The following is a 26,230-nucleotide window of genomic DNA, read 5'->3' on the forward strand; positions in this document are numbered from 1 at the left end:
AAAAAAAAGGAGTTTGAAATCAAACATCCTTTTTATTTATTGTCAGTATTATTTTACTGCGTGAGTTTTTGGTAAAACTCTTCTTACATTTCTACCATTTGTTGCTTTTTCAGCTTTGTATTCAGGTTTTTCAGCTACTGCTGCTTCAGCTCCGTTTACTCCACCTTTGAATTCTTGTACATTGTGTACTGCTGGAGAAATTTTTCCTTCTACCACTCCATCTGGACGTACTTTTACATTTGGTTTTTCATCAGAAACTTCTGGAGTACCTTTTTGTGTTACGCTAGGACGAGTTTCAAATTTTCCGTCTTTAATCACAGGTTGTCCATTTGCATCAAATACTACCTCTGGTTTTTCTACTACTGGTGTTTCATCAACAGCGTGAGCTACTGATAATGGTAATACTGTAGCTGCTACTGCTACTGCTAAAAATTTGTTTAATTTCATAATAAAACAATCTCCTTTTTAAAATAATTTATATACTTATTGTATATATCTTGTCAATAGAAATATAGTATTCTTTTGTAATTTTTTTTATTTTTGTAACTTTACAAAACATAAAAAACTCAAAAAACATTTTTAATCTGAACAAAGACCGTTATTCCAAATCTAATTTATTGTAATAACAAACCAATTTACAGATGAATTTTTGATTAATTAGTTTTTTCTATCTCATTACTATTTTCATATAACGTTTAGTCGACAATTTTACTAGTAAATATAACTTAGGTAAGTAATTATAACATAGATATATATAAATTAGATAATTTATATATATCATCTGTTATTCTTTACACTTACTACACTAATTCACTTCTTAAATAAGCATTAACTAATTTATGAGTTTGTTCTACTGAATCTACATGCGTTCTTTCATAAGAGTGGCTTGACTCTATTCCTGCACCTAATAATGCATGTTTCACTTCTGCTCCTGCTCTCATGGCGGCTGAAGCATCACTTCCATAATATGGATATATATCTAGTTTATATTCTATTCCATTTTCTTTCGCTAGATTTACTAGGTGATTTCTGAATTCATAGTTATACGGACCACTCGCATCTTTAACACAAATAGACACTGTATATTCATCTGTTTGTTGGTCATCACCCATCGCTCCCATATCAACCGCAAGGTATTCTACCGCTTCTTTCGGAAGACTTGAGTTTGCTCCGTGTCCTACTTCTTCAAACACACTGAACATGAAGTGTGTTGTATATGGAAGTTCAACATTTTCTTTTATATATATTCTTAGCAAATCTAGTAGGATTGCCGCACTAACTTTATCGTCTAAGAATCTACTCTTAATGAATCCAGTATCTGTGATGATAGTTCTAGGATCAAAACTAATGAAGTCTCCAACATCAATACCTAATTCACGAGTTTCTTTTTCGTTAGTTACTTTCGCATCTAATCTTACTTCCATATTATCTTCTGTACGTTCTACTGTACCAGCATCTCTATATACGTGTGTGCTAGTTTGATGAACTAAGATAGTACCACTTACTGTTTTTCCTGTACTTGCCATGTGTACAAGACAGTTTTCTCCTTCTATCATATTCCAAGGATAACCTCCGACTTTAGCTAGTTTAAGTCTTCCATCTGGTTTTACGGCACGAACCATAGCACCTAGAGTATCAACATGAGCAGTAACTACACGATGTTTAGAATCATCTTTTCCTTTCACTACTACATTCACTCCACCTTTATTAGTTCTTATAGGACTATAGCCAAGTCTTTCTAATTCTTCTACTAAGTAATCAGAGATTTCTTTAGTATAACCTGTAGGTGATACTATACTTGTTAGTTTTTTTAAATAATTTATTGTTTCTTGCATTGGAATTCTCCCTTCTATTAAAAAAAGACCCATGCAAAGCATGAGTCTTAAAATATGTTTCGTAGTTATTATGCTTTGTTTCTTGAACCGAAGATATCGATTTTTTCGTGAACCATAGCTTTAATAGCTTCAAATCCAGGGTTTAATAATTTACGAGGGTCGAAACCTTTAGGTTTTTGATCTCCACCTTCTTCAATGTATTTACGTGTAGCTTCAGCAAATGCTAATTGACATTCAGTGTTAACATTAACTTTAGATACTCCTAGAGAGATAGCTTTTTGGATTTGCTCAGTTGGGATTCCTGAACCACCGTGTAATACTAATGGAATTCCACCAGTGATGTTAGAAATTTTTTCTAATGTTTCAAAGCTTAATCCAGCCCAGTTTTCTGGGTATTTACCATGGATGTTACCAATACCTGCAGCTAGGAAGTCGATTCCTAAGTCAGCCATTGTTTTACATTCGTTTGGATCAGCTAATTCACCGCTACCGATAACTCCATCTTCTTCTCCACCGATTGAACCTACTTCACACTCGATAGAAAGACCTTTAGAATGAGCTAAAGCGATCATTTCTTTAGATTTAGCGATGTTTTCTTCGAATGGATAGTGAGATCCGTCGAACATTACTGAACTAAATCCAGCTTCGATAGCTTTTTGAGTTCCTTCGTATGAACCGTGGTCTAAGTGTAATGCTACAGGAACTGTAATTTTCATTTCTTCTACCATAGCTTCAACCATAGCTGCTACAGTTCTGAAACCAGTCATGTATTTAACTGCTCCTTCACTTACTCCTAAGATTACTGGACTTTTTGCTTCTTCACAAGCTGCTAAAATAGCTTTTGTCCATTCTAAGTTATTGATGTTGAAATGCCCTACAGCATATCCTTCTTTTCTTGCTTTTACAAGCATGTCTTTTGCTGGTACTAATACCATGTTGTTTGTCCTCCTTAAATAACTACTTATTATATATTATAATACTACACTTTTTAGAAAAAATAAACTATTTTCTTTTATAATTTTCAATTAAGTGTAATATTTATTAAATTTTAACATATTAATTCTTCTATTCTTTGGTATTACAAGTTTTCTCTGTTAACGTATACATGATTAATTTCTTAGTTTTTATAAATTTACACTTTAAATTTTCTAACTTGATTTTTTAAAAATTTTCATTTATTTAAACTATTTAATTTCCCCTCTAAATTTTTTTCATTATACTAGTACACCTATATAATTCGAAAAAATCACCCCAAAATTAGTTGTTTATACTAATATTTGAGGCGATATATTATACTTTTATACTATTTGTCTAATTTAGACATAGTTTCAACCATGTATTCAGGAATTTCTGTTTCAAAATATAAATGTTCTCCTGTGATTGGGTGGTTGAATTCGATACTTTTTGAATGTAGTGCTTGTCCATTAGTATTTAATGTTTTTCTTGGACCATATACTGGATCTCCTACTAATGGGTGGTTGATGTATTTCATATGTACTCTGATTTGGTGAGTACGTCCAGTTTCTAATTCACACTCGATAAGTGTATATTTCTCGAATCTATCAACAACTTTAAAGTGTGTAATAGATGGTTTCCCTTCATCGATAACTGCCATTTCTTTACGTTCTTTTGGATTACGAGCTATTGGAGCATCAATTGTTCCGTAGTCGTGTTTGATACTACCGTGAACAAGAGCATAATATTTTCTCTTAACATCCTTATTCGCAATCATTTCAGATAATTTAACATGTGCTTTATCATTTTTCGCAACGATTAATAATCCCGATGTATCTTTATCGATTCTGTGAACAATACCAGGTCTAATAGTACCATTAATACTTGAAAGTTCACTGTGGAATAATAAGGCATTAACTAATGTTCCATCTTTGTGACCTACTGATGGATGAACAACCATACCTTTATCTTTATTTACGATAATTAAATCATCATCTTCATATACAATATCAATTGGAATATCTTGTTTTACAACGTCTAATTCTTCAGGCTCCTTGTATTCAATAGTAATAACATTTCCGTCTTTTAATTTATAATTTGTTTTAATATTATTTCCATCTACTTTGATATAACCTTCAGAAATTAAGTTCTGGATATTTGTTCTAGAAACATCTGTTAATTCTTGTTGTAAAAATTTATCGATTCTTTCACTTTTCGGTGAAGTATATATAATTTTTTGTGTATCCATTACTTCCTCCTTTTTTCATACTATACTATCTTAACATATACATTCAAAAAAACAAAATGAAATATAGTAGAAATGTTTTAAAATATAGTATTAATTACACTATTCAAGATTTATTAATGTAATATTTCTAAATATGATATAAACAATAAGAAAACTCCGCTTCATATTTAGAAGATATATTTGCTTAAAACAGAGAAAATGAGAGTGATAATTTTAAATCCGTTTATTCAAACTATGATTCAATATCACTCTCAATTATTATATATATTTTTTTATAATGCAATAGGTTTTTAATGTCATTCTCAAGACGCTATGCCTGTAAGTATTTATCAAGCTCTTTCTCTGTTAATCCTAAATCTTGGTATGCATCTTTTTTTGAGATTACTCCTAGCTTTACATATTTGATAAATATCGCTATCGAATTCTCTCTCTCTTCGCTACGGCCTTTTTCTATTCCCTGTTCTATGCCTTGCTCTATTCCTTGTTCCATACCTTCTACAAATTTATAGTGCAACGCATCTATATATGCATCATATTTCCTTGTCTTTTCATCATACATCTTATCTAATCACCTCATTATCAGTGAATGTTTTTTTAAACTTCAAATCTTAATTAAGCCTGTAAATATTTATCCAACTCTTTTTCTGTCAGTCCTAAATCTTGGCATGCATCTTTTTTTGAGATTACTCCTAATTTTACATACTTAATAAATTTCGCTATCGAATTCTTTCTCTCTTCGCTACGGCCTTTTTCTATTCCCTGTTCTATGCCTTGCTCTATTCCTTCATTTCTTCCTTGTTCTAGTCCTTCGCTTCTTCCTTGAGCTATTCCTTCTACAAATTTATATTGCAATGCATCTATATATGCATCATATTTCCTTGTCTTTTCATCATACATAGCTTTTTCCTCCTCACTCCAATTTTTATACTCCATCAAACTATCAGCACTTTCAATTATTTCATCCTGACTTTGAGTAAACGGCTGATTAGAGAATAATTCTAACCATCGTTTTTTATTATAGTTTTCTCTTATATCTGGATTATATTTACTTAGCTCTAAAAATGCCATAGTTATTAAATTTCTTTTTTCTTGTATTCCTTTTACATCAACTTTTAGCTGTTTATTCGTATCATCATCTCTTAGACTGAAACTTCTTATTGCTCTATCATCGTCAAAATAATTTTTTTCTAAAATCGAAACTGAATAAACTGGTATTAACTCTGAATAAATAGGACTAGTTCTACCTAGTTGTAATCTTATTGTATCCATATTTTTGGACACTTGATTACATATACACACCCATAATCTTTTTAAAAATTCTAACTGCTTAGCCACCTGTATTTCTATAATAACTTGAGTTCCATCATCTAATTCAGCTAAAACGTCTAAAGATGTATTGTACAGTAATACCTCGTCTTCAAAACTTGAATGAATTTGAGTTCCATCTAATATTTTTGAACATTTAACCGATAGTCCTAGTATATCACTAATGAAGGCTGATGTTATCTCTGTATTTGAGAATATTTTTTTAGCTACTAAATCTTCTGTTGGTTTTACATGTTCATGTCTAACTTTTTTCATAATTGCACACCTCCCATTGTGTTTAATTACAATCTCCTATAACAATATTATATCATACTAATATCCTCTATTTCCATTGATATATATAGTATTTCAAGGTTAATTTCTCTACATATCTAATTATAATAATAAACACTTTTTAGATTAAACACTAGTTACTTTTTCTTTCACTATTACCCTATCTATATTATAATATTATAGAAAGAATTAATGAACCTTTTGTGTGAGTCGATTTATTTATACAATTTCAACTCACAGAACAACTATCAAAAAAGGAGTGAATTTTTTGGAAATTAATAGATTACATGTAGATTTTGACCTTCAAAGTAAGTACGAACCTAAAGGAGATCAGATAAATGCGATTGCCGAACTTACTGAAGGTTTAAATAATGGAGAAAAATATCAAACTTTACTGGGGGCTACAGGTACTGGTAAAACTTTCACCATAGCTAACATTGTGAAAAATGTGGGTAAACCTACCCTAGTTCTAGCTCACAACAAGACACTAGCTGGTCAGCTTTACAACGAGCTTAAAGAGTTTTTCCCGAATAACCGTGTTGAGTATTTCGTTTCATACTATGATTACTTCCAACCAGAAGCATATGTTCCATCGACTGATACTTATATAGAAAAAGATTCTTCGGTGAACGATGAAATTGATAAACTTCGACACAGTGCAACATCATCTTTATTCGATCGTGATGATGTAATTATAGTTTCGAGTGTCAGCTGTATATACGGGCTGGGGTCTCCAGAAGAATATTCTTCTCTAGTACTATCTTTACGAGTTGGCGATGAAATAAGTCGTAATAAAATGCTAGAAAAACTTATTAGTATTCAATATATGAGAAATGATATCGAATTTACTCGTGGTACTTTTAGAGTTCGTGGTGATGTTATTGAAATTTTCCCAGCATCTCGCAGTGAAAATTCGGTTCGTGTAGAAATGTTTGGAGATGAAATAGATCGCATCCGTGAGATTAATCCACTTACTGGTGAAGTATCGAGTGAACTTGAACATATAGCAATCTACCCTGCCAGTCACTTCGTAGCTGGTGATGAAAAAACTAAAGAAGCAATTAAAAGAATTAGAGCTGAACTGGAAGAAAGACTAAAAGTTCTTAATATGGAAAACAAACTTCTAGAAGCTCAACGTCTTGAACAGCGTACTAACTATGACCTTGAAATGATGGAAGAAATGGGATTCTGTTCCGGGATAGAAAACTACTCTCTTCACCTTACACTTCGTGAACCAGGTAGTACTCCTTATACATTACTAGACTACTTCCCTGATGATTGGTTACTCGTGGTTGACGAATCACACGTTACTCTTCCTCAAGTTCGTGGTATGTTTAATGGAGACAGAGCTCGTAAACAAGTTCTTGTTGATTATGGTTTCAGATTACCTACAGCTCTAGATAACCGACCTTTAAACTTCGAAGAATTTGAGAAGAAATTAAATCAAGCTATTTTCGTATCAGCGACACCTGGCGATTTCGAACTAGAAAACAGTACAAAAATTACTGAACAAATTATTCGTCCTACAGGCCTATTAGATCCTATTATTGATATTCGTCCAGTAAGCGATCAAGTCTTCGATATAACTAAAGAAGCTGAGAAGATTATAGCTAAAGGGGAACGTGTTCTAATCACTACTCTAACGAAAAAAATGGCAGAATCTCTTACTGCTTATCTAAAAGAAAATGGATTAAAAGTAGAATATCTACACTCTGATATAAAAACTTTAGAACGTACTGAAATAATTAGAAATCTACGTCTTGGTAAATTTGATATTCTTATTGGTATAAACTTATTACGTGAAGGATTAGATATTCCAGAAGTATCTCTTGTAGCTATTTTGGATGCAGATAAAGAAGGATTTTTACGTGGAGATAAAGCACTTCTTCAAACGATTGGACGTGCAGCTCGTAATGCTAATGGTCGAGTAATAATGTATGCTGACAATATTACTCGAAGCATGAGAAAAGCAATAGATGAAACAAATCGACGTCGTGAAATTCAAATGGCTTATAACGAAGAGCACGGAATCACTCCACAAACAATTATCAAAGATATTCGTGATTCTATAAGTGCTAAGAAAGAAGTCATTAAAGATGATGAAATTTTTGAACTTGAAGAAAGTGCAAATATCAACGACGATAATATTGAAGAACACTTAGCAGAACTAGAACAACAAATGTTCGCTGCAGCAGAAAAATTCGAGTTCGAACAAGCTGCGAAACTTCGTGATACTATCGCAGAACTTAAAGAAAAATATAAGCTTTAGCACTTAATTTTTAAGGAAGCGACTTTTCTAATTTGATTAACATAGTATCGAATTAGCTCGCGCTTCTTTTTATTATTCTTAAGCGTTTTAGTAATTTTAAATTTTTCTTCCATATATTTTACAAATTTATTCTACTTTTAGATTTTTGTGATATAATAAAGTATATTAGTAATGTATCGTTTTCATCAAACGTTAGCCATTACTAAGTTAATATGTGTGTAGATTGAGATTTATACATAATGACAAAACAATTTTATTCCTTAGGAGATTAAAAACATGACAAAACAAAATATTGGAATTATTTACGGTGGAAAAAGTGCAGAACACTCAATTTCACTATTAACAGCAAAATCAATTATTAACGCAATTGATAAAGAAAAATACAACGTATTTCCTATCTTCATCTCATTAAAAGGAAACTGGGCACGTGGTGAACAAATTACATCAGAAGTAGTCGACCAACACGATCTTATTTTCTCAAACTTTGATAATGACATCAGCGGATTATTATTCGAAGATGGACGTAAATTCGATATCGTCTTCCCTGTTCTTCATGGACCAAATGGTGAAGATGGAACAATCCAAGGTTTACTAGAAATTATGGATATCGCTTATGTTGGTAACAATGTACTTTCAAGTGCTGCTGGTATGGACAAAGTAGTTATGAAACAGTTATTCGCTGCTTACGATTTACCTCAACTTCCATATGTTCACTTTATCGAGTATACATGGAAAAATAAAAAAGAAGCTATTATCGCTGAAATCGGCGAAAACCTTAAATACCCTGTTTTCGTTAAACCTGCAAACTTAGGTTCATCAGTTGGTATCAGCCGTTGTAATGATGAAGCTGAATTAGTTAAAGGTATTGAAGAAGCTCTTAAATTCGATAAAAAAATCGTTGTTGAACAAGGAGCTGTTGGAGCTAAAGAAATAGAAGTTGCAGTTCTTGGTTACAACGAAGTAAAAACTACAAATCCAGGTGAAATCGTAAATATTTCTTCAACAGAATTCTACGATTATGAAACTAAATATACTGATGGACAATCACGTATGGATATTCCTGCCCCAGTAGACACTACTCTATATCCTAAATTTAGAGAAATGGCAGCTACTGCTTTCCGTGCAATCAGTGGTTCTGGTCTAGTACGTGCTGACTTCTTCTACACTAAAGAAGGAGAAATCTTCATTAACGAAGTAAACACAATGCCTGGTTTCACACCATTCTCAATGTTCCCTTCACTATGGGCAAACATGAATGTAAGTTATTCTGAAATCATCGAAGAATTATTCAAGCTAGCTATAGAGCGTTATGAAGATCGTAAAGACTTATTAACTGAAGAATAGGATAAAACATGAAATATTTAGTTAAAGATTTAGAAAAAATATTAAATGCAAAAAAAGTAAATATCACTAGCGATACAGAAATTACAGGTATCGCAATCGATAGTAGAAAAGTTAAACAAGGGGATCTATTTATCCCCTTCTTAGGTGAAAATGTAGATGGTCACAACTATATAGAAAGTGCTTTTGAAAAAGGTGCAGCAGCAAGTTTATCACTAAAAGATGACTTCGTTTCTGATAATAACATTATTTATGTTAATGATAGCTACGAAGCAATTCAAACTTTAGCAAAACATTACTTAGACAGCCTAAATGCCAAAACTATCGCTATTACAGGTAGTAACGGTAAAACTACTACAAAAGATATAATTACAAGTGTATTATCAACAAGATATAAAGTTCACAAAACACAAGGTAACTTTAACAATGAACTTGGTGTACCATTAACTATTCTTGCTGCTCCAGAAGATAGTGAAATTCTAGTTCTTGAAATGGGAGCTGATGGATTCGGTCAACTTGATTTCTTATCTAAAATGGTTGAACCAGATTATACAGTAATTACTAATATCGGTGAAAGTCATATAGAATTCTTCAAATCTCGTGAAGGTATTGCTAAGGCTAAATTCGAAATTACTAACGGAATGAAAAAAGACGGATACTTCGTTTACAATGGAGATGAAGTTCTTCTAAAAACATTAGTAGATTCATCAGATATCAATGCTACTTCATGTGGTGAAAATAACTATAACGATATTATTTTAGAAAACTACACTATTACTCGTGATAGAATTGATTTTAAACTTAACATCAGTGATGAACAATACTTCACTAAATTAAAAGGAAAACATAATCTATTCAACATTATGTTCGCAACAGCTATCGCAAGTAAAATCGGATTAACTAACGAAGAAATTCGCAAGGCTATCGAAAATACTGTAGAAATCACCGGTATGCGTCTGCAAAGTATTCCTTACAAAGAAGACTCACTAATTATTAACGATGCATATAACGCCAGCCCTACCTCTATGAAAGCTGGAGTAGATGTCGTGAGCAGCTTCAATGACTTCGACTATAAAACATTAGTATTAGGAAGCATGTTCGAACTTGGACCAAATGAAGTTAATTATCACGGTGAAGTTGGTGAATATATCTCTAACAATACTAACGATATAGATTTAGTAATCAGCGTAGGAGAACTTGCCGAAAACATTACTAAACAAATTAAAAATGACAAAATAAAAACACTACACTTCCCTACTACAGCAGAAGTTAGTGAATATTTAAAAAATAACAAACATAAAAACGAAGTTATTCTATTCAAAGCAAGTCGTTCAATGAAATTAGAAACGATTATTGAGGAGATAACGGAGTAACAAAATATTAGAGGGCGTTTACGTTTATTGAGATTAACGTGAACGCTTTTTTTTATACCCTCTTCTATTTGATAAAGTTTATGTAAACAAAAATAAGATTATAGATCAAATAACACTCAATGTTATCTCATCGATAATCTTATTATAATATACTTTACATATCTCTCAAACAGATTAAAAATGAGTAATTATACCAAAAATGTTTAATAGAATTCAAAATTTACATATCTCTCAAACAGAAACTCTGTCTAATCTTATCTAATTGTGTTTAATAGAATTCAAAATTTACATATCTCTCAAACCAAACATCAGTAATACGCTTTTGTAACTTGTTTAATAGAATTCAAAATTTACATATCTCTCAAACAATGTACTCTTGAACAAATACAAAATCTTAGTTTAATAGAATTCAAAATTTACATATCTCTCAAACGATTTCTAGTTGTATATTCAATATCTAATAGTTTAATAGAATTCAAAATTTACATATCTCTCAAACACGACTTTGCAAGCGAACAAAAGGAAGTAGTTTAATAGAATTCAAAATTTACATATCTCTCAAACCAACTTTACCTAAAATCACAACTGGTTTAGTTTAATAGAATTCAAAATTTACATATCTCTCAAACTATGAGAAAGATGTAGTTGTTGGTTATGATGTTTAATAGAATTCAAAATTTACATATCTCTCAAACAACTCTTCTACAGAATAGCAACAAGTACAGTTTAATAGAATTCAAAATTTACATATCTCTCAAACAAAGCACGTGTTGAGGTACTGGAGCAAAAGTTTAATAGAATTCAAAATTTACATATCTCTCAAACAGTTCAGCTTTCTTATTCTCAGCAAATACTGTTTAATAGAATTCAAAATTTACATATCTCTCAAACGAAACTTTTTCTTTAAATAACTCTCTTTAGTTTAATAGAATTCAAAATTTACATATCTCTCAAACGAAAACCCAGCATGAAATCCTACTTCATGGGTTTAATAGAATTCAAAATTTACATATCTCTCAAACTTAGGAGAAATAGCAAGTTTGTATTCTGCGTTTAATAGAATTCAAAATTTACATATCTCTCAAACAGCCCCTTAACATCTTCACCAGTTAAGCATGTTTAATAGAATTCAAAATTTACATATCTCTCAAACGGAAGAGCTGCACAAGAAACAGTTTTTCATGTTTAATAGAATTCAAAATTTACATATCTCTCAAACTAACCACTTAATTCTTAATTCATTTACAACGTTTAATAGAATTCAAAATTTACATATCTCTCAAACTAAAGGGTGGTTACTATATTTACTATATTTGTTTAATAGAATTCAAAATTTACATATCTCTCAAACGGTATCCATCAATCAGCATGGAATGACTTTGTTTAATAGAATTCAAAATTTACATATCTCTCAAACTTAGCTGCGGTTACTCAAGGTCAATATGCGTTTAATAGAATTCAAAATTTACATATCTCTCAAACTTGTCACAATGTTGAGCATGGTAGATTGTTGTTTAATAGAATTCAAAATTTACATATCTCTCAAACTCAAACTACGCTTTGAAATCTGAAATTCCGTTTAATAGAATTCAAAATTTACATATCTCTCAAACCTCAAATTGAGATTTGGATTGAAAATTTTGAATTTGGGTATAAAAAAATGGACCGACACCGATCCAGCCAAAAGGCAATTTAGATAAAATCTTTATTTGAACTTGAATGTAAATTTTGAATCTACCTATATTATACAAGTATTTTTCCAAAATTGCAACATTATATTTCACAATTATCTCTATCAAAAATATAAACTTTTTCTATGTAGTTTTCATTAGAAAGATTTTCAAATTGTTGAAATTCTATGTTTATAATACTAATTTTATTGACACAAGCTTCCTTATATATTGCTTTTATTTCTTCATCTTTGAAAACGTTATGAAGTCCTACTATAAAGATGATATTTATTCCGCATAATTGCACAAGTACTTTCAAAAATTTAATAAATTTTTCTACAATATCATCATCTTCTACGTGAATTCGAAAATCACCTAATTTCAATAAAGCATTTACATCAATTTCTTCAACTTGTTCAACTTCAAATGGACTATTGAATATTAATTTTTCAAAATATGCTCTTATATGTGTTGTTAATTCATTATACTCTACAGTATCATCTATTATTTGTTTTAAAAGTGAATTATAAATCTTCGTTAAAATTTTTTTACTATTAATTTCTATATTAAAAATATCAGTAACTATATAACTGCTCTTTTCAAATGATATCTCCTTATTATCATTTGAATAGATATAATTACCTTCATTTCCTTTGTGTTGACTTATTAACTCCTTTATATTTTCCCTATAATATTTTTTATTTTCAAATACTAATGTATAAATAGTGTTTTCTTCTATCTCGATTTTTCTTTGCCAGTTCTTATTAATTATCTTCATAATTCCAGTAACCTTTCATCGTTATCAACATATTCCGTTTGACTCTCTCCTACTAGAAACTCCATTTTAGAAAATTGTTTTTCTGTAACTTGTAAAACTTGCACAATACCTTCTTCAGGACAAATCTTTCTGATACTCTTCACAATTAAATCAGCACTACCTTGATTCATCGCTAGTTTTACATAGACAGATTCTTGCATCATAATAAAACCATTTTTTATTAGAGTTTTTCTAAATTTTCTATAGTTCTTTCTTTGAAGTGATGTTTCTGTCGGAAGATCAAACATTACTAATACTCTCATAAATCTATAACTCATAACTATACATTTTTATATACTCTAAATCATTTTCTTTTAATGCTGTAAACAAACTTCTAACATATAGTTTTATTGCATTAGCTGAAGTTTGTTCTTTATCATCAATTTTAACGGTAGTATTTAGAATATTGACTAGTATATTTTTATGATTTTTAGTAAATTCGTTACCTTCTAAACTATACACTACTTCATCTACTAATATTCTGAAAGGTTCCATAAAATCACTGGCTAGATTAAATTTATTATATGGATTTCTGTGACATAGTCCAAGTTGAGTGAAGTATCCGCATGAGACAATTTCTCTATTGAATGCAGAAAGAATTATTGAATAACCATAATCCAATGCAGCATTTATAAAACATTCTTTATTTCTACTAAAATCCATACCAAACATTGCATTAAAGTAAACCTTAGCTGCATGTCCCTCTCTATTACTATTATCATTCCACTCAAGTTCAGTAAGATATTGTTCTAATAATTTATACTCTTCTTTACCTAATTTTTTTAACAATAACATCTGATTTTGTATTTTTTCATATACTATTCTAGTCCAAATACGCTCTTTGCTTTCAGTAGTCCACTCTAATTGATTTTTATATTTTAAACTTGTATCATGACTACCATAATATGGTATTAATTCCGAACTTGGATTTCTTTTTTCGTCACAAAATATTACTTTTATTTTATTTTTCATGAGTTCATTTAAAAGCACGGCGGTAATTGATACCGCAGTGCTTTCAATGATGATCATGTATATCTCACTAAGACTAACTTTCCTAGTCTCCGCTTCTTTTCTTACTGTTAGGAAATTTAAGCTATAATCTAGCTTTGCCCTATCCCTAACTATTATTGTTCTCCATGTCATTTTCTTTATCCCCTATTATTGTTATTTCTTTTTCATAGAATCCTGTAACGGATTGCTCTATTATTGAGAATTGATTTAATTTTGTCAAATCAAGTAGTTGTAGCCCTCTAGCAGCCCCTACTTTAATATTTTTTAGATCAAATGTTGATTTTTTATTTGTCAATAAATTCAATATTTCTAATAATACCTTCACCTGTTCCTCTATTTCAATATTACTGAAATTATTTCGAATCTCTTCACTATTCATTTCATCATATTTATTTGGTTTTTTCTTAATAAATATTCCAGAATTCATCTTTTCAATCAACTTATTATATAACTCTATATTTTTCTCTTTTGTTATACTTTCCCAAAGTTCACCATCTTTGTTTTCTTTTTTCCAATTATTATACTTAGATAGCATTTTTAAATAAAGCTCGCTTTCATAGTCTAATATCACTTGTACAGCGTTATCATAATAAAATCTATTTCCACTTTTTCCTCCAATATAATACGGATAATTATTTATAAAAATAAAACTTCCAATACATAATTTTTTATATTTTAATTTGAAATCTTTTATTTTTTCACCTGATTTAATATTAGTTTGAGTGTTTCCATATTCTAATAGTGAACTATCATCTTTTATGTTTTGAGAAACATAAATAGGTATTGGAATAATTCTAGTTATTTTTTCTTCGCCTTTTTTACTAACCAAAGTATATTCAAAAATTGAATAATACGCTATACCAATACTAGTATATCCACCATATTTTGTAACATCTTTAATGATAATATCAGAAGTTTTCAATGGATAATACACACCTTCTTTAGCCTTAGCAGCTACTTTAGCTTTATATACAGTAGCATCAAACAATCCACCTTTTTGTTCTGATGTTCTTCTTGTTACTAGAATATTGTTATTGTTCATAACCTTTTCTACCTGATGAACTGTTTTATTCATTTCCCAAGCGACAGAATTAGAATTAGATACATTTTCATAAAAGACATTATTCAATGAGTATTTTCTTCCATCTTTCTTATCTTTAATGAAGTTAAAGACATTTCGTGTGAATTTTGTATCATAAACATTACCAACTACTACGTTTAAATATGCATCTTTCGCATAGGCATGTTCGTATATACCATATATCCTCGAATGTGCTTAAAACCCCTTGTATTACTGACTTCTTACTCCCGTATTTTCCCGTAAAAAAATGCTTTTTCGGGGAAATTTGCCCCTAATTTGTACCCCTATGCCCCTTGAATAAAAATAAGAGATAGTCATTCAACTACCTCTTTTAATTCAAATATGTAAATTTTGAATTCTACTAACAAATTTATTATAACATTTTATATTAATCTTTTCTAGCTTTACGTTCTTCTAATAAGGCTTCAAATTCTGGAATGTCTTCTCGTTCCATTGTTTTAATAAAACTTCTTGCTGTAGATCTCTTATTAATATATCTTTTACGTTCACGATTATTATCATCCCACTTTTTATTGCTTCTTAGTTTAGCTTCAGATATTTTATTCATGTCCTTCTCCTAATTTTTTCTATAATTATATCAGAAAAACAAATTTAATGAAAGAGGGAGAAAGCTCCCTCTTTAGTATAATTATCTATCTCCACTTAATAACATTTAAATCACCTCCTTAATTAACTATCCAAGATTTTGAATGTGTTCTATCTTTAAATAGCTCTGCTATTCCAGTTTGTTGTTTTAATCGCAACACTTCTTCTAATGTCATTCCTAATTCTTTTGAAATGTCATTGTCATTCCAACCTTTTTTAAGTAAATCAACTACCATATCTGCTTGTAAGTCTACCTTGTGGACTCCTCTTGCTCGATTATGTCTTACTGTACTCGCCATTCTTTGCTTAATATCTTTATCAATAACACTAATCGCAACAACATCTGACTTAAAATAATCCTTAACAATTGTGTAACGATGGAATCCATCTACAATAACGTATTTATCTATTTTTTCATCATAAAATGTAACTACTGGCATTGTTAATCCATCCTCTAAAATAGATTTATATAACAATTCCATTTCTGGCTTAGCTACTTTATTAGGATTATAATTATTTGCTACAACCTTATCAATTGATACTAACTTAGGTTGCATGCATGGAAATTCTAGTTTCTTCATAATAGTTTACTCCATTCTTCAATTTGTTTTTTCTTTTTATCCTCATATTGCTTGATTGCACTTGCTGTAGGTACTGGAATACCATTCCCCCAACCATTTAATAGTAATTGCTTACACTGTCCTCTATAAGTTCTCTCATGATCAGGTTGTTTAGCAAACCTTTTTATAAAAATGTCCTTATGCTCAAGGGGGGTAGTTTCTAATAAGAAATCACGATATTCTTTCCACGTTTTAAATTTAGAAGGTAACTTTTTCGTATCATACATGACCTCTTCTTTTGAATACCTAGCAGCAATATGAACACCACCTATCCTTTCAAGTAAAGCATTGTATGTATCAGGTTCGAATTCTGGAAGTGAAGCTAAGCATTTAAAAGCGTGGATATGAATTAAATTTGATACTCTCATTTCATTCATACCAAAATTTAATTTATACATAAAATCATATATTTTATTGTATGGCACATTATTTTGTGCTATATAAATCCATATATCCTCGAATGTCCAGTCATACAATGGATATACTTTAATTTTACCTTTTGTGTTCGTAGTCCACATTAAATCATCAATCCCAGGATATTTAGTTACAGCTCTAAATCTATTAAGGCTTTCTTCTGCTCTTAAACCAACTAAAAAGCAAGTTTTAGTCTTATCCCACTGTTCCTCGAACCAATCTATAAAATCATAAAATCTGCTATTGTACTCTGCTTTAACTTCATGAATAGAAATATCACTTTTCGGTCGCATCCATTTTTCACCAATGCCCCAAGCATTTAAATACTCTTCTGTATAACTTGTTACATTTCTCATTTTAATAGGTACTTGATACCAATATGGGACTACATTTGGTAATCTCATATAATAATCAATAATTTCTATTGTGTGACTGTATTCCGCCTCTTGATCTAAAAAAAATACATTTACTTTTCTATTTCTTCTTTTAGCTTCTTCTAATGCTAAATGCAATAATACAGTACTATCTTTTCCTCCAGATAGAGAACAACATATATTTTCAAACTTATCAAACACTAATGATATACGCTCTCTAGCACTTGTTAAAACATCCTTATTAATATAAATCTTAACTCCTTGTTTCAATGCAATCAATCTCCCTTCTTAAAATTTTAGTAAATTCATCTAACTGTGTATATTCTTTTACCGTTCGATTATATAGTAATTTAATCGCAGGAACATTAGGTTTAATAATATGTACTGTTGTTCCTTTATTTAATCGACTTAACACATCTGTAAATAGGTATGCTCTAGCTATCGGAACTTCACATAATATTATATTCTTGTAATTTTGTTCATCTCCATTAACATCATAGAATGTTCTTACATTAACATTAGGAAATCTCTTTTTTAAATATTTATTATGAGTTTTTATGTTAGTATATAGTATTACTTCTCCGTTTATATCTTGCAATACTTCTCCTATTTTTTCATAGACACTATCTCTCATATTTGAATAATCGCTTAATGCAGTAACAATAGGATTAAATCTATCAAACTTATTAAAGCATTCTTCTTTTTTCTTTTTGTATCCATCTTTTTCAGCTGGAGTTAACACTACTTCATGAGTTTTTATATCAATTCCAGATAAGAATGACTGATATTCTTGATAGGTAATACCGCTCATTTTCTTAGCATTCAATTCAAAATCGTGGCTTCTCCATTGCTTATCTTGATATATTTCACTATTATTTTCTCTAAATGAATAATAATGTTGATATCCTAATATATTTCTATCTATATACGATAAAGGAACATATAAGAATTCTATTTCACTAGCAAATGGCACGCTATCAATAATTATTTTATTTGTGTATTGTTTACTGATTTTACTCAATCTGCTAAATTTAGCACTACTAATATTCTTGTATCTTGCTGGACTATCCAGTATCAATAGACTTTCTTCTCTTGCATAATTGATTAGATCATTACTCTTTGAAATATCTTCGTAGAAATGTACCTCTACACCTTCTAAAACATCTTTTAATTCATCATAAAATTTTTTAGGAAGTAAATAAACTATGTGATTATATTCAGTTTTCTTTTGTTTTATTATTTCTTTCTTTTTATTTAAAGTTTTGATGTAAAATAATCGCATGCACTATCCTCCTTAATCTTATCTATCAATAGCTCTTTTAAATTTCTTTTCTTTTCGTTATTTTCAAAGATCATATTGAATATACCTAAATTAGAAGTAAAATAAATATACTCAATATCTTTTTCTTGGCCCATTCTTTTAATTCTTTTAAGAGCTTGTTCTGTTTTTGCATAATCAAATGTTATACTACTAAATGCAATCTTATTACAAAATTGTAAATTCAAACCATAAGCACCTGTTCCTAACGTCATCACTAAAGCCTTACTATCATTTTTAAATTTCTCTTTTATTTTTGAACGTTCACTCAACGGGGTATCACCTGTGATTAAATAGCAATTCAATTGATTAGCTATATTTATTGCTTCACTAACTAAAGTACAAAACACTATTATCTGATTTTCTTTTTTTATATATTCAGCTATTTCTTTATGTCTTTTTTCATCGTTAAAACAACTATAAGCTAGATTTTGGAATTGATCTATTATACTTTCTCCCTTGCTAATTGAGTTGAGTAATTGTTGCTTTTTACGATTGTAACTTTTCTGTGCTTCTTCACTTGCAATTATTCTAATGTGTTTAATCTCTTCATTTTTATCAAACTGAAAATCGCATTCAAATATATAAGGAGCTATAAGTTTATGTAAATAATCTATATTTACATCAGAAAGCTTGTAAAATTCTTTAGGACGTTTCCCAGCTTTCTTATAAGATATTTTTTTAAAGAACACATTTAAAAATTCTTGCTTACTCATCCCTATTATTTTTTCACTTAGAAAATTCATCTGATTGTAAATATCCCATTCATTTTTTGTTAATGGTGTACCATTTAAAATTAATCTGTAATCACTCATTTTAGCAATGCTCATAAGTCTTTTATATCGTTTTGTATCATCATTTTTAATAAATATACTTTCATCAGCAACAATGAATAGCTTTTTATTCTCTATTTCTTCAAGTAATTCAATGTAAGTTTTATCACTATTTGATAACGTTTGATAACCTATAATTTTATATTCTATATCTAACGTCCATTTATTTATCTCATCTTGTAGATTATCTTTTGTAGAAAACGGACAGAAAAACAAAACTAAATCACAATCTGTAGTTTTAATCAATTCTAACGCTACCTTAGTTTTCCCCGTACCTTGTTCCATGAACAAAGCACCTACTTTTAATCTTTTAAACTTCTCAAATGCTTGTTTTTGATTTTCTGTAAGCATACTAACGCTCCAATTCTGAAATTATTTCCACATCTCTATCAATTCTTACAGGTTCAGTAACTTCTAAATAACTTGTGTCATCTTCTTCTGTAAGTTGGTTAAAGCATAATGCTAATTCTTCACCACATATTTCTTTAGTTGTTTTATCATTTTTGAAGATTTTAAATCTAAATTCATCTGTGTAGGATAAACTTAAGAAATATCCATTTCCTTTTCTCAACGGTCTAATTAATTTAGATGGATGCCAAAATTTATAATTTTTATAATATGAACTGTTGGGCAGTTTTATTAATACTGCCCTATCAGTCTCAAATTCAATGTTTTGTTTATTAAATTGAATTGTTTTCCACATACTATTTAGTTTCCTCTAATTTTAAATCCCAATCGACTAACAACTTTTCAATAACATCTAATATTTCTTCATCAGAATTATATCTATTATCTACTTGATTATATTCGTAACCAAGACGATATAAGAAATCTCCATAAACACCATATATATGTTGAGGAATTAAGTCACCCCAGTTTGTTAGATGTGAAAATCCAAATATTCTCCAACCATTCCCTGTATCACTATTTTTTAGGTATTTACCTGTCTCTCTATTTACTAGAGAGAAACAGATATTCCCTTCTTCTGCATTTTGTTTTATTACTTCAAATACTTTTAGCACTTGTTCATTTCTCATCTTTAGTTTCCTCCTATTTATCTTCTTCTTTTTTATATTTGTAAAACATTGATTTTTTACCACATAATCTAATAAAATCATCTTGAATCATTTTAATTAATTCGTTTGCTTTATCAAAATCTTTTGCTAAAATACTTCTAGTTATTTCATATACCCTATCGTAAGTTCTTGCATCTTGATTATAACGTTGAATAGCTGTTCCAATATAAGCGTTTGTTTCATCATATAACCATTTTGTAAATTCTGGTAAGCAGTTGATTTCATTATTTTTGTATGCTCTATAAACAACTCCTGCTTCGTATTTTGTGATTTGACCTCTTTTATAAACTGTGTATTCCATGATGTTTTACCTCTTTCTTTATCTTACATTTATTATTATACAATACACGCTCGAGCGTGTCAATAGTTTTTTTAAAAAAGTTTATAAAAAAAATAAACCCCACAACTAAGTGGGGTTGTAATAGTCATTATGATTTATTCAGTTAGTTATTTCTTTCTCCATGTCCCGTGAGTTTCAAATGTCTCTAGATCCATTGAAGCCACATAACGTCTTACACCACTATTAGAAATGTAAGATAACCATTCATACCCATTCGCATTACAGAACGCCATATAATCAAATTCTTCACCTTGTTCATAAGTTCCTACTATTTCAGCGTCTAATGACGGTGCATTTCTAATGTTAAGTTTTTCTACTCCTACAGTATATGTACGAACTTCAGGAAGTGAAATTAAATCAGAATTTTCTTCCACTACTTCGTTATCATCAACTGGGAAATAGAACCAACCTACAATACCATCAAAATTACGTTCCATATAACGTGCTGGACCACCTACATATAATGCATCTGCATTACCATCAACATTTTGTTCAATAGTTTTCATAGTATATCCATCACTGTCCTCAATTACAATTCCTGTATGTCCGTATGAATGCCCATAGATATTTGTTGTGTCCATCACAAATACTGCTCCAGCTCGTGGTTTGCTATCTAAGTTTCCTACTTCATTATATTCAACTTTATATCCTAATGCAGCAGCACTATTCAATAGATCAATAGCATTACCCCATATGGCTTTACCAAAAAATTTCACTGATGAATAGTTAATTAAGTCTACACATTGTGTTCCATAAGCTCCATCTTGATCAACACCTATTCCTAGGTTTGCTATTCTTTTTGCTTCATTTGTAATTTCAATTGTTTTAACCATTATTTATCCTCCGTTTTGTTTATATTATTTGAATTGTCTCCTACAGTTTGTCTGTAAATCTGATGTAAACCAACAGTACCAACTCCAAGTGTAATTGCTGTTGCATCTTTAAATAGTATAATTCCTATTAGTCCACCTAACAATCCAAGAAAGTTAGGTATCATTTGATTAGGAAAGAATTTTGACTCTTTCAAAAACTTACCTAACATTCCAAGTAATGTTACTATTAAGAATACTAGTGCTGGTTTTAATATTTCTAATTGTTCCATTGTTTGTCCTCCTATTTATGTATTGGTAATGTTTTAAATCGGTTAAATAAGGTTTCAATCTTACCATTTCCACCTATTTTCTCGTAACTTTTGTATAATCCACTCAACTCTGATAAGTCTTCGCTTGTAGTGAATCCTCGTTCTATTGCCTCGCTAAATTCCTTGTGCAACCTATATGACATAATACTCTTATTTGAATCACGATTATGCAAACCTATCTGAGTTACTTCATCAACTTTATCTTGCGTGCTTTTTATTTCGCTACTTAACTGTTCAAATTGTTTTGTTATTTGCTTATTGCTGTTGTCAAACCATATCTTAACTAATGGAATAATAGCTACCGTAAAAAGTTGCAATATAAATTGCAAAATATAGTTCGCCATTTAGACTACCTCATAAAATAGAACATGCTATTCTGCATGCTCTTCTTTTCTTTCTGTAGTTTCTTTAGGTACTTCACTTACTGTTGGTGTAACTGCCTCTTTTGGTGCTTCTTCCACTTTAGGTGCTTCACTTACTGGAGCAACAACTTCTTTTGGTGCTTCCTCAATTGCTTTTAATTCAGCTTCTTTTCGTTTGAATTCCTCAACTGCTAACCTAACCATTTCACGTAAGTTTCCAAAATTAGGTACTTGCTCCAATGTTTCAGCTTCTGTAATTACTAATCTCTTGTGAGTTTGTACTAAATAATCATTTTCTTTAAATTTCATGTGTTTTACGCTAAATTTCATCTTAATTATCCCCCTCGCCGTGTGATATAGTGTTGCTATTTTCTCCGTGATTGTCATGATTTTCTTCTCCTTCATCGTCTTGTGATAATTGTTCCATGATTGTTTGCACTACTTTAGTTAATGCGTCATCTAACTGTAATTTAGTGATGTATCGATTGTTATCATCCTCTAACTGTTCTTTGTTTTCAGTACGTTCAAATGTAATTTCTTTATATTTAGTAGGCTCATTGCCAGGAATCCATTCTACAACGCTTGTGTGGTCTTCAATTACTTCATATAGTTTATTTTCGTGTTTGAACTTATCTCCTACAGAGTAATCAACATTCACTTCATAAGAATCAAATGCATTAATGATTACATCTTTCTTAGCGTTGATTGTCTTAGGATCTAGCACGTTCAGTAGTAATGCCATAATCACTTTATCATTACCTTTATTAACTTTATTAGCAAACTTAGTTAATGCTTTCTCACGTTCAGCAGTATCTTGTTTGTTACCTGTTAAAATACCTACTTGCTTATTCAGATTAGCGTATTCTGCAACCAGTGCAGGTGTAGCCTCACCTGTGTACATTTGAACTGCAATTTGTTTTCTAATTTCCTCTAGAATTTCTGCATCATTAGCAGTTGCGAATTTACCTGGTAATTCAACATTACCATTGAAATAAATTCCTCCTGTGTTCATATTGAAATATACGTTTACACTTTTATAACCTCCAGCAGTTGGATTAGGTTGTTTAACTGAAATTTCTAATGCCATATTATTGTACCTCCTCGTGTTTTACTTCTTCTACTTTAGTTTCTTTTAATTCTTTAAGCTCTTTCTCTTTAGCTTCTAGCTCATTAGTTAACTCATTGTAAGCAACTTTATAATGTGCTAATTGCATCGTTTTTTCGCTTAATTCCTGTGCGATTAAATCGATTGGTTGTAATTTGTTATCCATTTATCAATTCCTCCAGTTTGTTTTTTAATTTTTTATTTTGTTGTGATAATTCTTGAATAGCTTTCAATGCGATATTGATTAATCGTAATCCATCTAACCCTAAATAAGTTTCATAGTCTACTACTAAACTTTCATCAAGTTCCTGTACTTCTTGAGCTATCAATCCACATTTAGTATGTGGTTTCTCATAACCAATTTCATCTTTATTCCAGCCATGGTCTTTGAAATTTAACTTTTCTACAAATTCAATAGCATTAAATTCTGAATCTTTAATATCAGTTTTTAATTTTCTATCTGATCCCCATTGGTCTACTTTGATATTCCAAATATCAGAGTTGGAGTTGGCAGTGCTAAAGAATCGCATGAAACCGCCCTCTTTATATCCTATGAATTTTACAGGAGCATGATTTGAGAATGGAGAACTATAGTCTAAATTTGTAAGAATAGGTTGACCCTTAACAACAGACCCTAATATTCTTGATGAAAAACAAGCCATACCAGCAACTGTTAATAGTACCCTATTAACTGCACTTGGTACAGTATTCCCTCTTGTGAAATCGGGGTCTTCATATATGAATAATCCTGGTGGTACTCCACTTTCTTTTGGTCCTACACCCTCACCAGCAATTTGAAGTCCAATACCTCGCTTACTTCCAAAATTCTCAGGTGCGTTAATTTGTAAGCCTTTTTCGATAGGTTGTAAGAATCCATATTGACCTATTTTAATTTTAGATTGTCCAGATATTACAACACCATTTAAGGTATCTGTGTCAATTTGAGTAGACCTAATTTTAACTGCATTTAATTTGTTAATGAAAGCTTGTTGTGCCCAAAGTTTGTTGATAAAAGCATTATGCGTTAGTAAATTATGAATTAAACCATCATCTATTAACACATGCTTAGCTTTGACTGCGTTAGCAGCAATAATTTCTGAAGTGATACTTCCTGCCTTGTGGTGTCCAGTTTCTAAGGTATTAGTTTTAATTTGTCGACCTTCGATTGAACCATCTACGATTAATTCTGCTGATTTTTTCTTGTAAAGCTCTAACTCCTTAATAGTCCAACTTGAAAAATCATTCCACGCTGATTGATGGATACCAAAAGCGTAATGTTTAACTTTTTTCCCAGCGGTCTTTCCAAATTTTAAGGTTGCTGTCCTTTCTTCACTCCATGCATAGCTATTAATTGGGAACATTTCAGTAAATCCCCAACTTTGACTGTTATCTGTATATGTAACATATATATGTATTCCTATTCTTTGCTTACCTCTTCCATTGCTAGAAAATTTTGCTTTGAAGTAAAATTCTGCTCCATCACTTAAATCTTCCTTGATATCATCGGTAATGAAAGTATCACGTTCACTACTTGTTATACTTTCACGTTGATTCACTCTTACTAGATTCTCATTAGATGGAGTGATTACTAATTTATCAGTTATAGCGTTAATACTCTCTGGACTAACAGAAAGCATACTTGCAAGATTTCTTCCATCGAACACTTGATTTGAACCAAAATCAATCTTATCAGCGCCTACTCTTAGTTGTGAGTGCCTTACAGTATCGTTTAACGTGCTAGTAACTGTATTTAAAGTTTGATTAGCAGTTTGTTTCCATGTGTTTAACTCGTTGACATTTTGTTCTACATCTTCGGGTGCTGGTGTCCAGTCAGTTGCAACATTTCCTTTTTCTAATTTAGGCAATTTGATATAAATTTTATCTCCATTGTTAAAATTAGTAGTAGGGTGATAAAAAGTAAATGCAAAGTAATTAGTAAATTTATTAATAAATGTATGAGATATTCTTTGCCATTTAGTTGTTATATCAACTCGTTTTTGTCCGTTAGTTTCAAAACCAACAGTATTAAAAGTTGCATTCCTACTAGCTTTGATATCTATTGACCATGTTAATGTTTCATTTTGAAATTCAGTTTTTAATATATCTGTTAAATTTATAAAAAAACCTGTAGTATCATTTCCACCAACTTTAGTTAATATTAATATATCTTCTGATACTGATTTTTCCCATTTATCCCAGCTACCCAAAAATTTATAATCTAATTTCTTACTATCAGTAATATAGTTTCTACCACCTACACTAGTTGGAATACTATTTCTTACATTACTAATCTCTCGACTAAAACTATTTGCTGTTTCTTGTACTTTGTTTTCAACTACAGAAGTTGTTGCATAACCTTTTTCATTAACCCAACTTTCAATACTACGTCTTGCTGCAGTCAGTTGGTTAGCAGTGTTATTTTGAACCCAAATCTGTAAATTAGCAGTTCTTGCTCCGTCTTGATTCTTGTAGGTCTCTAACGCTGATAGTTGGTTGATTATCCCTCTAGCACTCTCTGTAAACTTACTACTAAATTCTGTGTTCTTAACAAACCCTTTATTATCAATAATTCTATTGATTTCAGTACGTTCTCTGCTTAATTGACTTGCTGTATCTCTCTGAACCCATTGTTTCAAGTTTTCAGTTCGTGTGCCATCTTGATTTTTATATTCTTCAAGTGAAGTAATCTTGCTTGTTAGTCCGTCTACACCTTTAGTAAATTCTGCCTTAACTGCATTTAAACTATCTTCATTTTTCTTTTTAACGTTAGTAAATTCTCTAGTAATACTAGTTTCTAGTTCTGTAACCTTGCTAGTAGCACCGTTAACAAGTCCTCTAAGCT

28 protein-coding genes and 1 CRISPR repeat array are annotated in these 26,230 nt (G+C 30.5%); of the genes, 3 read left to right on the forward strand and 25 right to left on the reverse strand.

The genetic code is table 11. From position 1 onward, the window contains the following. Nucleotides 1-48: 48 nt before the first annotated feature. The 6 genes from RYK99_RS00490 to RYK99_RS00515 form a co-directional block, all read right to left on the reverse strand. Nucleotides 49-447, reverse strand: a complete 399-nt coding sequence (locus RYK99_RS00490; protein WP_314989141.1) for an SIALI-17 repeat-containing surface protein — start codon at nt 445-447, stop codon at nt 49-51. Nucleotides 448-800: 353 nt separating this feature from the next. After that, nucleotides 801-1,835: a M42 family metallopeptidase gene (locus RYK99_RS00495; protein WP_314989143.1), complete on the reverse strand. Its 1,035-nt coding sequence runs from the start codon at nt 1,833-1,835 to the stop codon at nt 801-803. A 68-nt stretch (nt 1,836-1,903) separates the two neighbouring features. After that, nucleotides 1,904-2,770, reverse strand: coding sequence for a class II fructose-1,6-bisphosphate aldolase (gene fba, locus RYK99_RS00500; protein ID WP_003145913.1), 867 nt, complete (start codon nt 2,768-2,770; stop codon nt 1,904-1,906). A 368-nt stretch (nt 2,771-3,138) separates the two neighbouring features. Beyond that, nucleotides 3,139-4,038, reverse strand: a complete 900-nt coding sequence (locus RYK99_RS00505) for an RluA family pseudouridine synthase (protein ID WP_314989145.1) — start codon at nt 4,036-4,038, stop codon at nt 3,139-3,141. Nucleotides 4,039-4,348: 310 nt separating this feature from the next. Beyond that, nucleotides 4,349-4,597, reverse strand: a complete 249-nt coding sequence (locus RYK99_RS00510; RefSeq protein ID WP_314989147.1) for a hypothetical protein — start codon at nt 4,595-4,597, stop codon at nt 4,349-4,351. A gap of 53 nt (nt 4,598-4,650) precedes the next feature. After that, on the reverse strand, nt 4,651-5,619 hold the full coding sequence (locus RYK99_RS00515; protein ID WP_314989149.1) for an Rpn family recombination-promoting nuclease/putative transposase: 969 nt from the start codon (nt 5,617-5,619) through the stop codon (nt 4,651-4,653). A 286-nt stretch (nt 5,620-5,905) separates the two neighbouring features. On the opposite strand from RYK99_RS00515, the gene uvrB reads away from it, so the two are divergent. The 3 genes from uvrB to murF all read left to right on the forward strand — a co-directional run bounded on the left by uvrB (nt 5,906) and on the right by murF (nt 10,620). After that, nucleotides 5,906-7,906: an excinuclease ABC subunit UvrB gene (uvrB, locus tag RYK99_RS00520; protein ID WP_314989151.1), complete on the forward strand. Its 2,001-nt coding sequence runs from the start codon at nt 5,906-5,908 to the stop codon at nt 7,904-7,906. Between the two features lie 276 nt (nt 7,907-8,182). Beyond that, nucleotides 8,183-9,250, forward strand: a complete 1,068-nt coding sequence (locus RYK99_RS00525) for a D-alanine--D-alanine ligase (protein WP_314989153.1) — start codon at nt 8,183-8,185, stop codon at nt 9,248-9,250. Between the two features lie 8 nt (nt 9,251-9,258). Beyond that, entirely contained in the window at nt 9,259-10,620 is a 1,362-nt protein-coding gene (murF, locus tag RYK99_RS00530) for a UDP-N-acetylmuramoyl-tripeptide--D-alanyl-D-alanine ligase (RefSeq protein ID WP_314989154.1), read from the forward strand. A gap of 135 nt (nt 10,621-10,755) precedes the next feature. Next, a CRISPR array of direct repeats spans nt 10,756-12,233; the repeat unit is 36 nt; unit sequence GTTTAATAGAATTCAAAATTTACATATCTCTCAAAC. A gap of 160 nt (nt 12,234-12,393) precedes the next feature. Here murF and csn2 read toward each other — a convergent pair. The 19 genes from csn2 to RYK99_RS00625 form a co-directional block, all read right to left on the reverse strand. Further along, the gene (gene csn2, locus RYK99_RS00535; protein ID WP_314989155.1) at nt 12,394-13,068 is read right to left on the reverse strand and encodes a type II-A CRISPR-associated protein Csn2; all 675 of its coding nucleotides are present in this window, start codon (nt 13,066-13,068) and stop codon (nt 12,394-12,396) included. Continuing rightward, nucleotides 13,065-13,370 (reverse strand): CRISPR-associated endonuclease Cas2, encoded by a 306-nt coding sequence (gene cas2, locus RYK99_RS00540; protein WP_314989157.1) that lies wholly within the window; start codon nt 13,368-13,370, stop codon nt 13,065-13,067. The genes csn2 and cas2 overlap by 4 nt, the downstream gene beginning before the upstream one ends. Nucleotides 13,371-13,374: 4 nt before the next feature. Beyond that, nucleotides 13,375-14,250: a type II CRISPR-associated endonuclease Cas1 gene (gene cas1, locus RYK99_RS00545; protein ID WP_314989160.1), complete on the reverse strand. Its 876-nt coding sequence runs from the start codon at nt 14,248-14,250 to the stop codon at nt 13,375-13,377. Beyond that, on the reverse strand, nt 14,225-15,382 hold the full coding sequence (gene cas9, locus RYK99_RS00550) for a type II CRISPR RNA-guided endonuclease Cas9 (RefSeq protein ID WP_399543933.1): 1,158 nt from the start codon (nt 15,380-15,382) through the stop codon (nt 14,225-14,227). Before cas9 ends, cas1 begins: the two co-directional genes overlap by 26 nt. A 205-nt stretch (nt 15,383-15,587) precedes the next feature. Beyond that, nucleotides 15,588-15,767, reverse strand: coding sequence for a hypothetical protein (locus tag RYK99_RS00555; RefSeq protein ID WP_060913971.1), 180 nt, complete (start codon nt 15,765-15,767; stop codon nt 15,588-15,590). Between the two features lie 118 nt (nt 15,768-15,885). Next, entirely contained in the window at nt 15,886-16,386 is a 501-nt protein-coding gene (locus RYK99_RS00560; protein ID WP_314989164.1) for a ParB/RepB/Spo0J family partition protein, read from the reverse strand. Next, a complete protein-coding gene (locus RYK99_RS00565) occupies nt 16,383-17,483 on the reverse strand; it encodes a phosphoadenosine phosphosulfate reductase family protein (RefSeq protein ID WP_314989166.1) in 1,101 nt (366 codons plus the stop codon). The genes RYK99_RS00560 and RYK99_RS00565 overlap by 4 nt, the downstream gene beginning before the upstream one ends. Next, a complete protein-coding gene (locus RYK99_RS00570) occupies nt 17,467-18,495 on the reverse strand; it encodes a hypothetical protein (RefSeq protein WP_314989167.1) in 1,029 nt (342 codons plus the stop codon). Before RYK99_RS00570 ends, RYK99_RS00565 begins: the two co-directional genes overlap by 17 nt. Further along, nucleotides 18,468-19,715 carry a DEAD/DEAH box helicase gene (locus RYK99_RS00575; RefSeq protein WP_314989169.1) on the reverse strand — a complete coding sequence of 416 codons (1,248 nt, stop codon included), beginning with the start codon at nt 19,713-19,715 and terminating at the stop codon, nt 18,468-18,470. Before RYK99_RS00575 ends, RYK99_RS00570 begins: the two co-directional genes overlap by 28 nt. Nucleotide 19,716: 1 nt before the next feature. Beyond that, complete coding sequence (locus RYK99_RS00580; RefSeq protein ID WP_314989171.1) at nt 19,717-20,067, reverse strand: hypothetical protein; 351 nt, start codon at nt 20,065-20,067, stop codon at nt 19,717-19,719. 1 nt (nt 20,068) lies between these two features. Beyond that, entirely contained in the window at nt 20,069-20,401 is a 333-nt protein-coding gene (locus RYK99_RS00585) for a hypothetical protein (RefSeq protein ID WP_314989173.1), read from the reverse strand. Nucleotides 20,402-20,414: 13 nt separating this feature from the next. Then, nucleotides 20,415-20,741 carry a hypothetical protein gene (locus RYK99_RS00590; protein ID WP_314989174.1) on the reverse strand — a complete coding sequence of 109 codons (327 nt, stop codon included), beginning with the start codon at nt 20,739-20,741 and terminating at the stop codon, nt 20,415-20,417. 146 nt (nt 20,742-20,887) lie between these two features. Then, a complete protein-coding gene (locus tag RYK99_RS00595) occupies nt 20,888-21,613 on the reverse strand; it encodes an SH3 domain-containing protein (protein ID WP_314989176.1) in 726 nt (241 codons plus the stop codon). Continuing rightward, nucleotides 21,613-21,882 carry a phage holin family protein gene (locus tag RYK99_RS00600; RefSeq protein WP_314989178.1) on the reverse strand — a complete coding sequence of 90 codons (270 nt, stop codon included), beginning with the start codon at nt 21,880-21,882 and terminating at the stop codon, nt 21,613-21,615. Before RYK99_RS00600 ends, RYK99_RS00595 begins: the two co-directional genes overlap by 1 nt. Before the next feature lie 11 nt (nt 21,883-21,893). Continuing rightward, entirely contained in the window at nt 21,894-22,238 is a 345-nt protein-coding gene (locus RYK99_RS00605) for a hypothetical protein (protein ID WP_314989180.1), read from the reverse strand. 54 nt (nt 22,239-22,292) lie between these two features. Next, a complete protein-coding gene (locus RYK99_RS00610) occupies nt 22,293-22,613 on the reverse strand; it encodes a hypothetical protein (RefSeq protein WP_314989182.1) in 321 nt (106 codons plus the stop codon). 1 nt (nt 22,614) lies between these two features. Next, on the reverse strand, nt 22,615-23,370 hold the full coding sequence (locus RYK99_RS00615; protein ID WP_314989184.1) for a carbohydrate-binding protein: 756 nt from the start codon (nt 23,368-23,370) through the stop codon (nt 22,615-22,617). A gap of 1 nt (nt 23,371) precedes the next feature. Beyond that, a complete protein-coding gene (locus RYK99_RS00620; RefSeq protein WP_314989186.1) occupies nt 23,372-23,554 on the reverse strand; it encodes a hypothetical protein in 183 nt (60 codons plus the stop codon). Then, nucleotides 23,547-26,230 (reverse strand): tail fiber domain-containing protein (locus tag RYK99_RS00625; protein WP_314989188.1); only part of this gene is annotated, 2,684 nt, incomplete at its 5' end. The genes RYK99_RS00620 and RYK99_RS00625, both read right to left, overlap by 8 nt.

Origin of the sequence: uncultured Gemella sp., assembly GCF_963537375.1 — a bacterium.
Taxonomy (GTDB): domain Bacteria; phylum Bacillota; class Bacilli; order Staphylococcales; family Gemellaceae; genus Gemella.

Excerpts from the sequence above, each read along its gene's own strand:
- RYK99_RS00555 (WP_060913971.1), bottom strand. The coding sequence starts at position 15,767 with ATGAATAAAATATCTGAAGCTAAACTAAGAAGCAATAAAAAGTGGGAT.
- RYK99_RS00580 (WP_314989171.1), bottom strand. The coding sequence starts at position 20,067 with ATGTGGAAAACAATTCAATTTAATAAACAAAACATTGAATTTGAGACT.
- cas1 (WP_314989160.1), bottom strand. The coding sequence starts at position 14,250 with ATGACATGGAGAACAATAATAGTTAGGGATAGGGCAAAGCTAGATTAT.
- RYK99_RS00525 (WP_314989153.1), top strand. The coding sequence starts at position 8,183 with ATGACAAAACAAAATATTGGAATTATTTACGGTGGAAAAAGTGCAGAA.
- RYK99_RS00575 (WP_314989169.1), bottom strand. The coding sequence starts at position 19,715 with ATGCTTACAGAAAATCAAAAACAAGCATTTGAGAAGTTTAAAAGATTA.
- RYK99_RS00585 (WP_314989173.1), bottom strand. The coding sequence starts at position 20,401 with ATGAGAAATGAACAAGTGCTAAAAGTATTTGAAGTAATAAAACAAAAT.
- RYK99_RS00570 (WP_314989167.1), bottom strand. The coding sequence starts at position 18,495 with ATGCGATTATTTTACATCAAAACTTTAAATAAAAAGAAAGAAATAATA.
- RYK99_RS00510 (WP_314989147.1), bottom strand. The coding sequence starts at position 4,597 with ATGTATGATGAAAAGACAAGGAAATATGATGCATATATAGATGCGTTG.
- RYK99_RS00515 (WP_314989149.1), bottom strand. The coding sequence starts at position 5,619 with ATGAAAAAAGTTAGACATGAACATGTAAAACCAACAGAAGATTTAGTA.
- RYK99_RS00495 (WP_314989143.1), bottom strand. The coding sequence starts at position 1,835 with ATGCAAGAAACAATAAATTATTTAAAAAAACTAACAAGTATAGTATCA.
- RYK99_RS00615 (WP_314989184.1), bottom strand. The coding sequence starts at position 23,370 with ATGGCATTAGAAATTTCAGTTAAACAACCTAATCCAACTGCTGGAGGT.
- RYK99_RS00560 (WP_314989164.1), bottom strand. The coding sequence starts at position 16,386 with ATGAAGAAACTAGAATTTCCATGCATGCAACCTAAGTTAGTATCAATT.
- RYK99_RS00595 (WP_314989176.1), bottom strand. The coding sequence starts at position 21,613 with ATGGTTAAAACAATTGAAATTACAAATGAAGCAAAAAGAATAGCAAAC.
- RYK99_RS00620 (WP_314989186.1), bottom strand. The coding sequence starts at position 23,554 with ATGGATAACAAATTACAACCAATCGATTTAATCGCACAGGAATTAAGC.
- RYK99_RS00610 (WP_314989182.1), bottom strand. The coding sequence starts at position 22,613 with ATGAAATTTAGCGTAAAACACATGAAATTTAAAGAAAATGATTATTTA.
- csn2 (WP_314989155.1), bottom strand. The coding sequence starts at position 13,068 with ATGAAGATAATTAATAAGAACTGGCAAAGAAAAATCGAGATAGAAGAA.
- RYK99_RS00600 (WP_314989178.1), bottom strand. The coding sequence starts at position 21,882 with ATGGAACAATTAGAAATATTAAAACCAGCACTAGTATTCTTAATAGTA.
- RYK99_RS00490 (WP_314989141.1), bottom strand. The coding sequence starts at position 447 with ATGAAATTAAACAAATTTTTAGCAGTAGCAGTAGCAGCTACAGTATTA.
- RYK99_RS00505 (WP_314989145.1), bottom strand. The coding sequence starts at position 4,038 with ATGGATACACAAAAAATTATATATACTTCACCGAAAAGTGAAAGAATC.
- cas2 (WP_314989157.1), bottom strand. The coding sequence starts at position 13,370 with ATGAGAGTATTAGTAATGTTTGATCTTCCGACAGAAACATCACTTCAA.
- fba (WP_003145913.1), bottom strand. The coding sequence starts at position 2,770 with ATGGTATTAGTACCAGCAAAAGACATGCTTGTAAAAGCAAGAAAAGAA.
- murF (WP_314989154.1), top strand. The coding sequence starts at position 9,259 with ATGAAATATTTAGTTAAAGATTTAGAAAAAATATTAAATGCAAAAAAA.
- RYK99_RS00590 (WP_314989174.1), bottom strand. The coding sequence starts at position 20,741 with ATGGAATACACAGTTTATAAAAGAGGTCAAATCACAAAATACGAAGCA.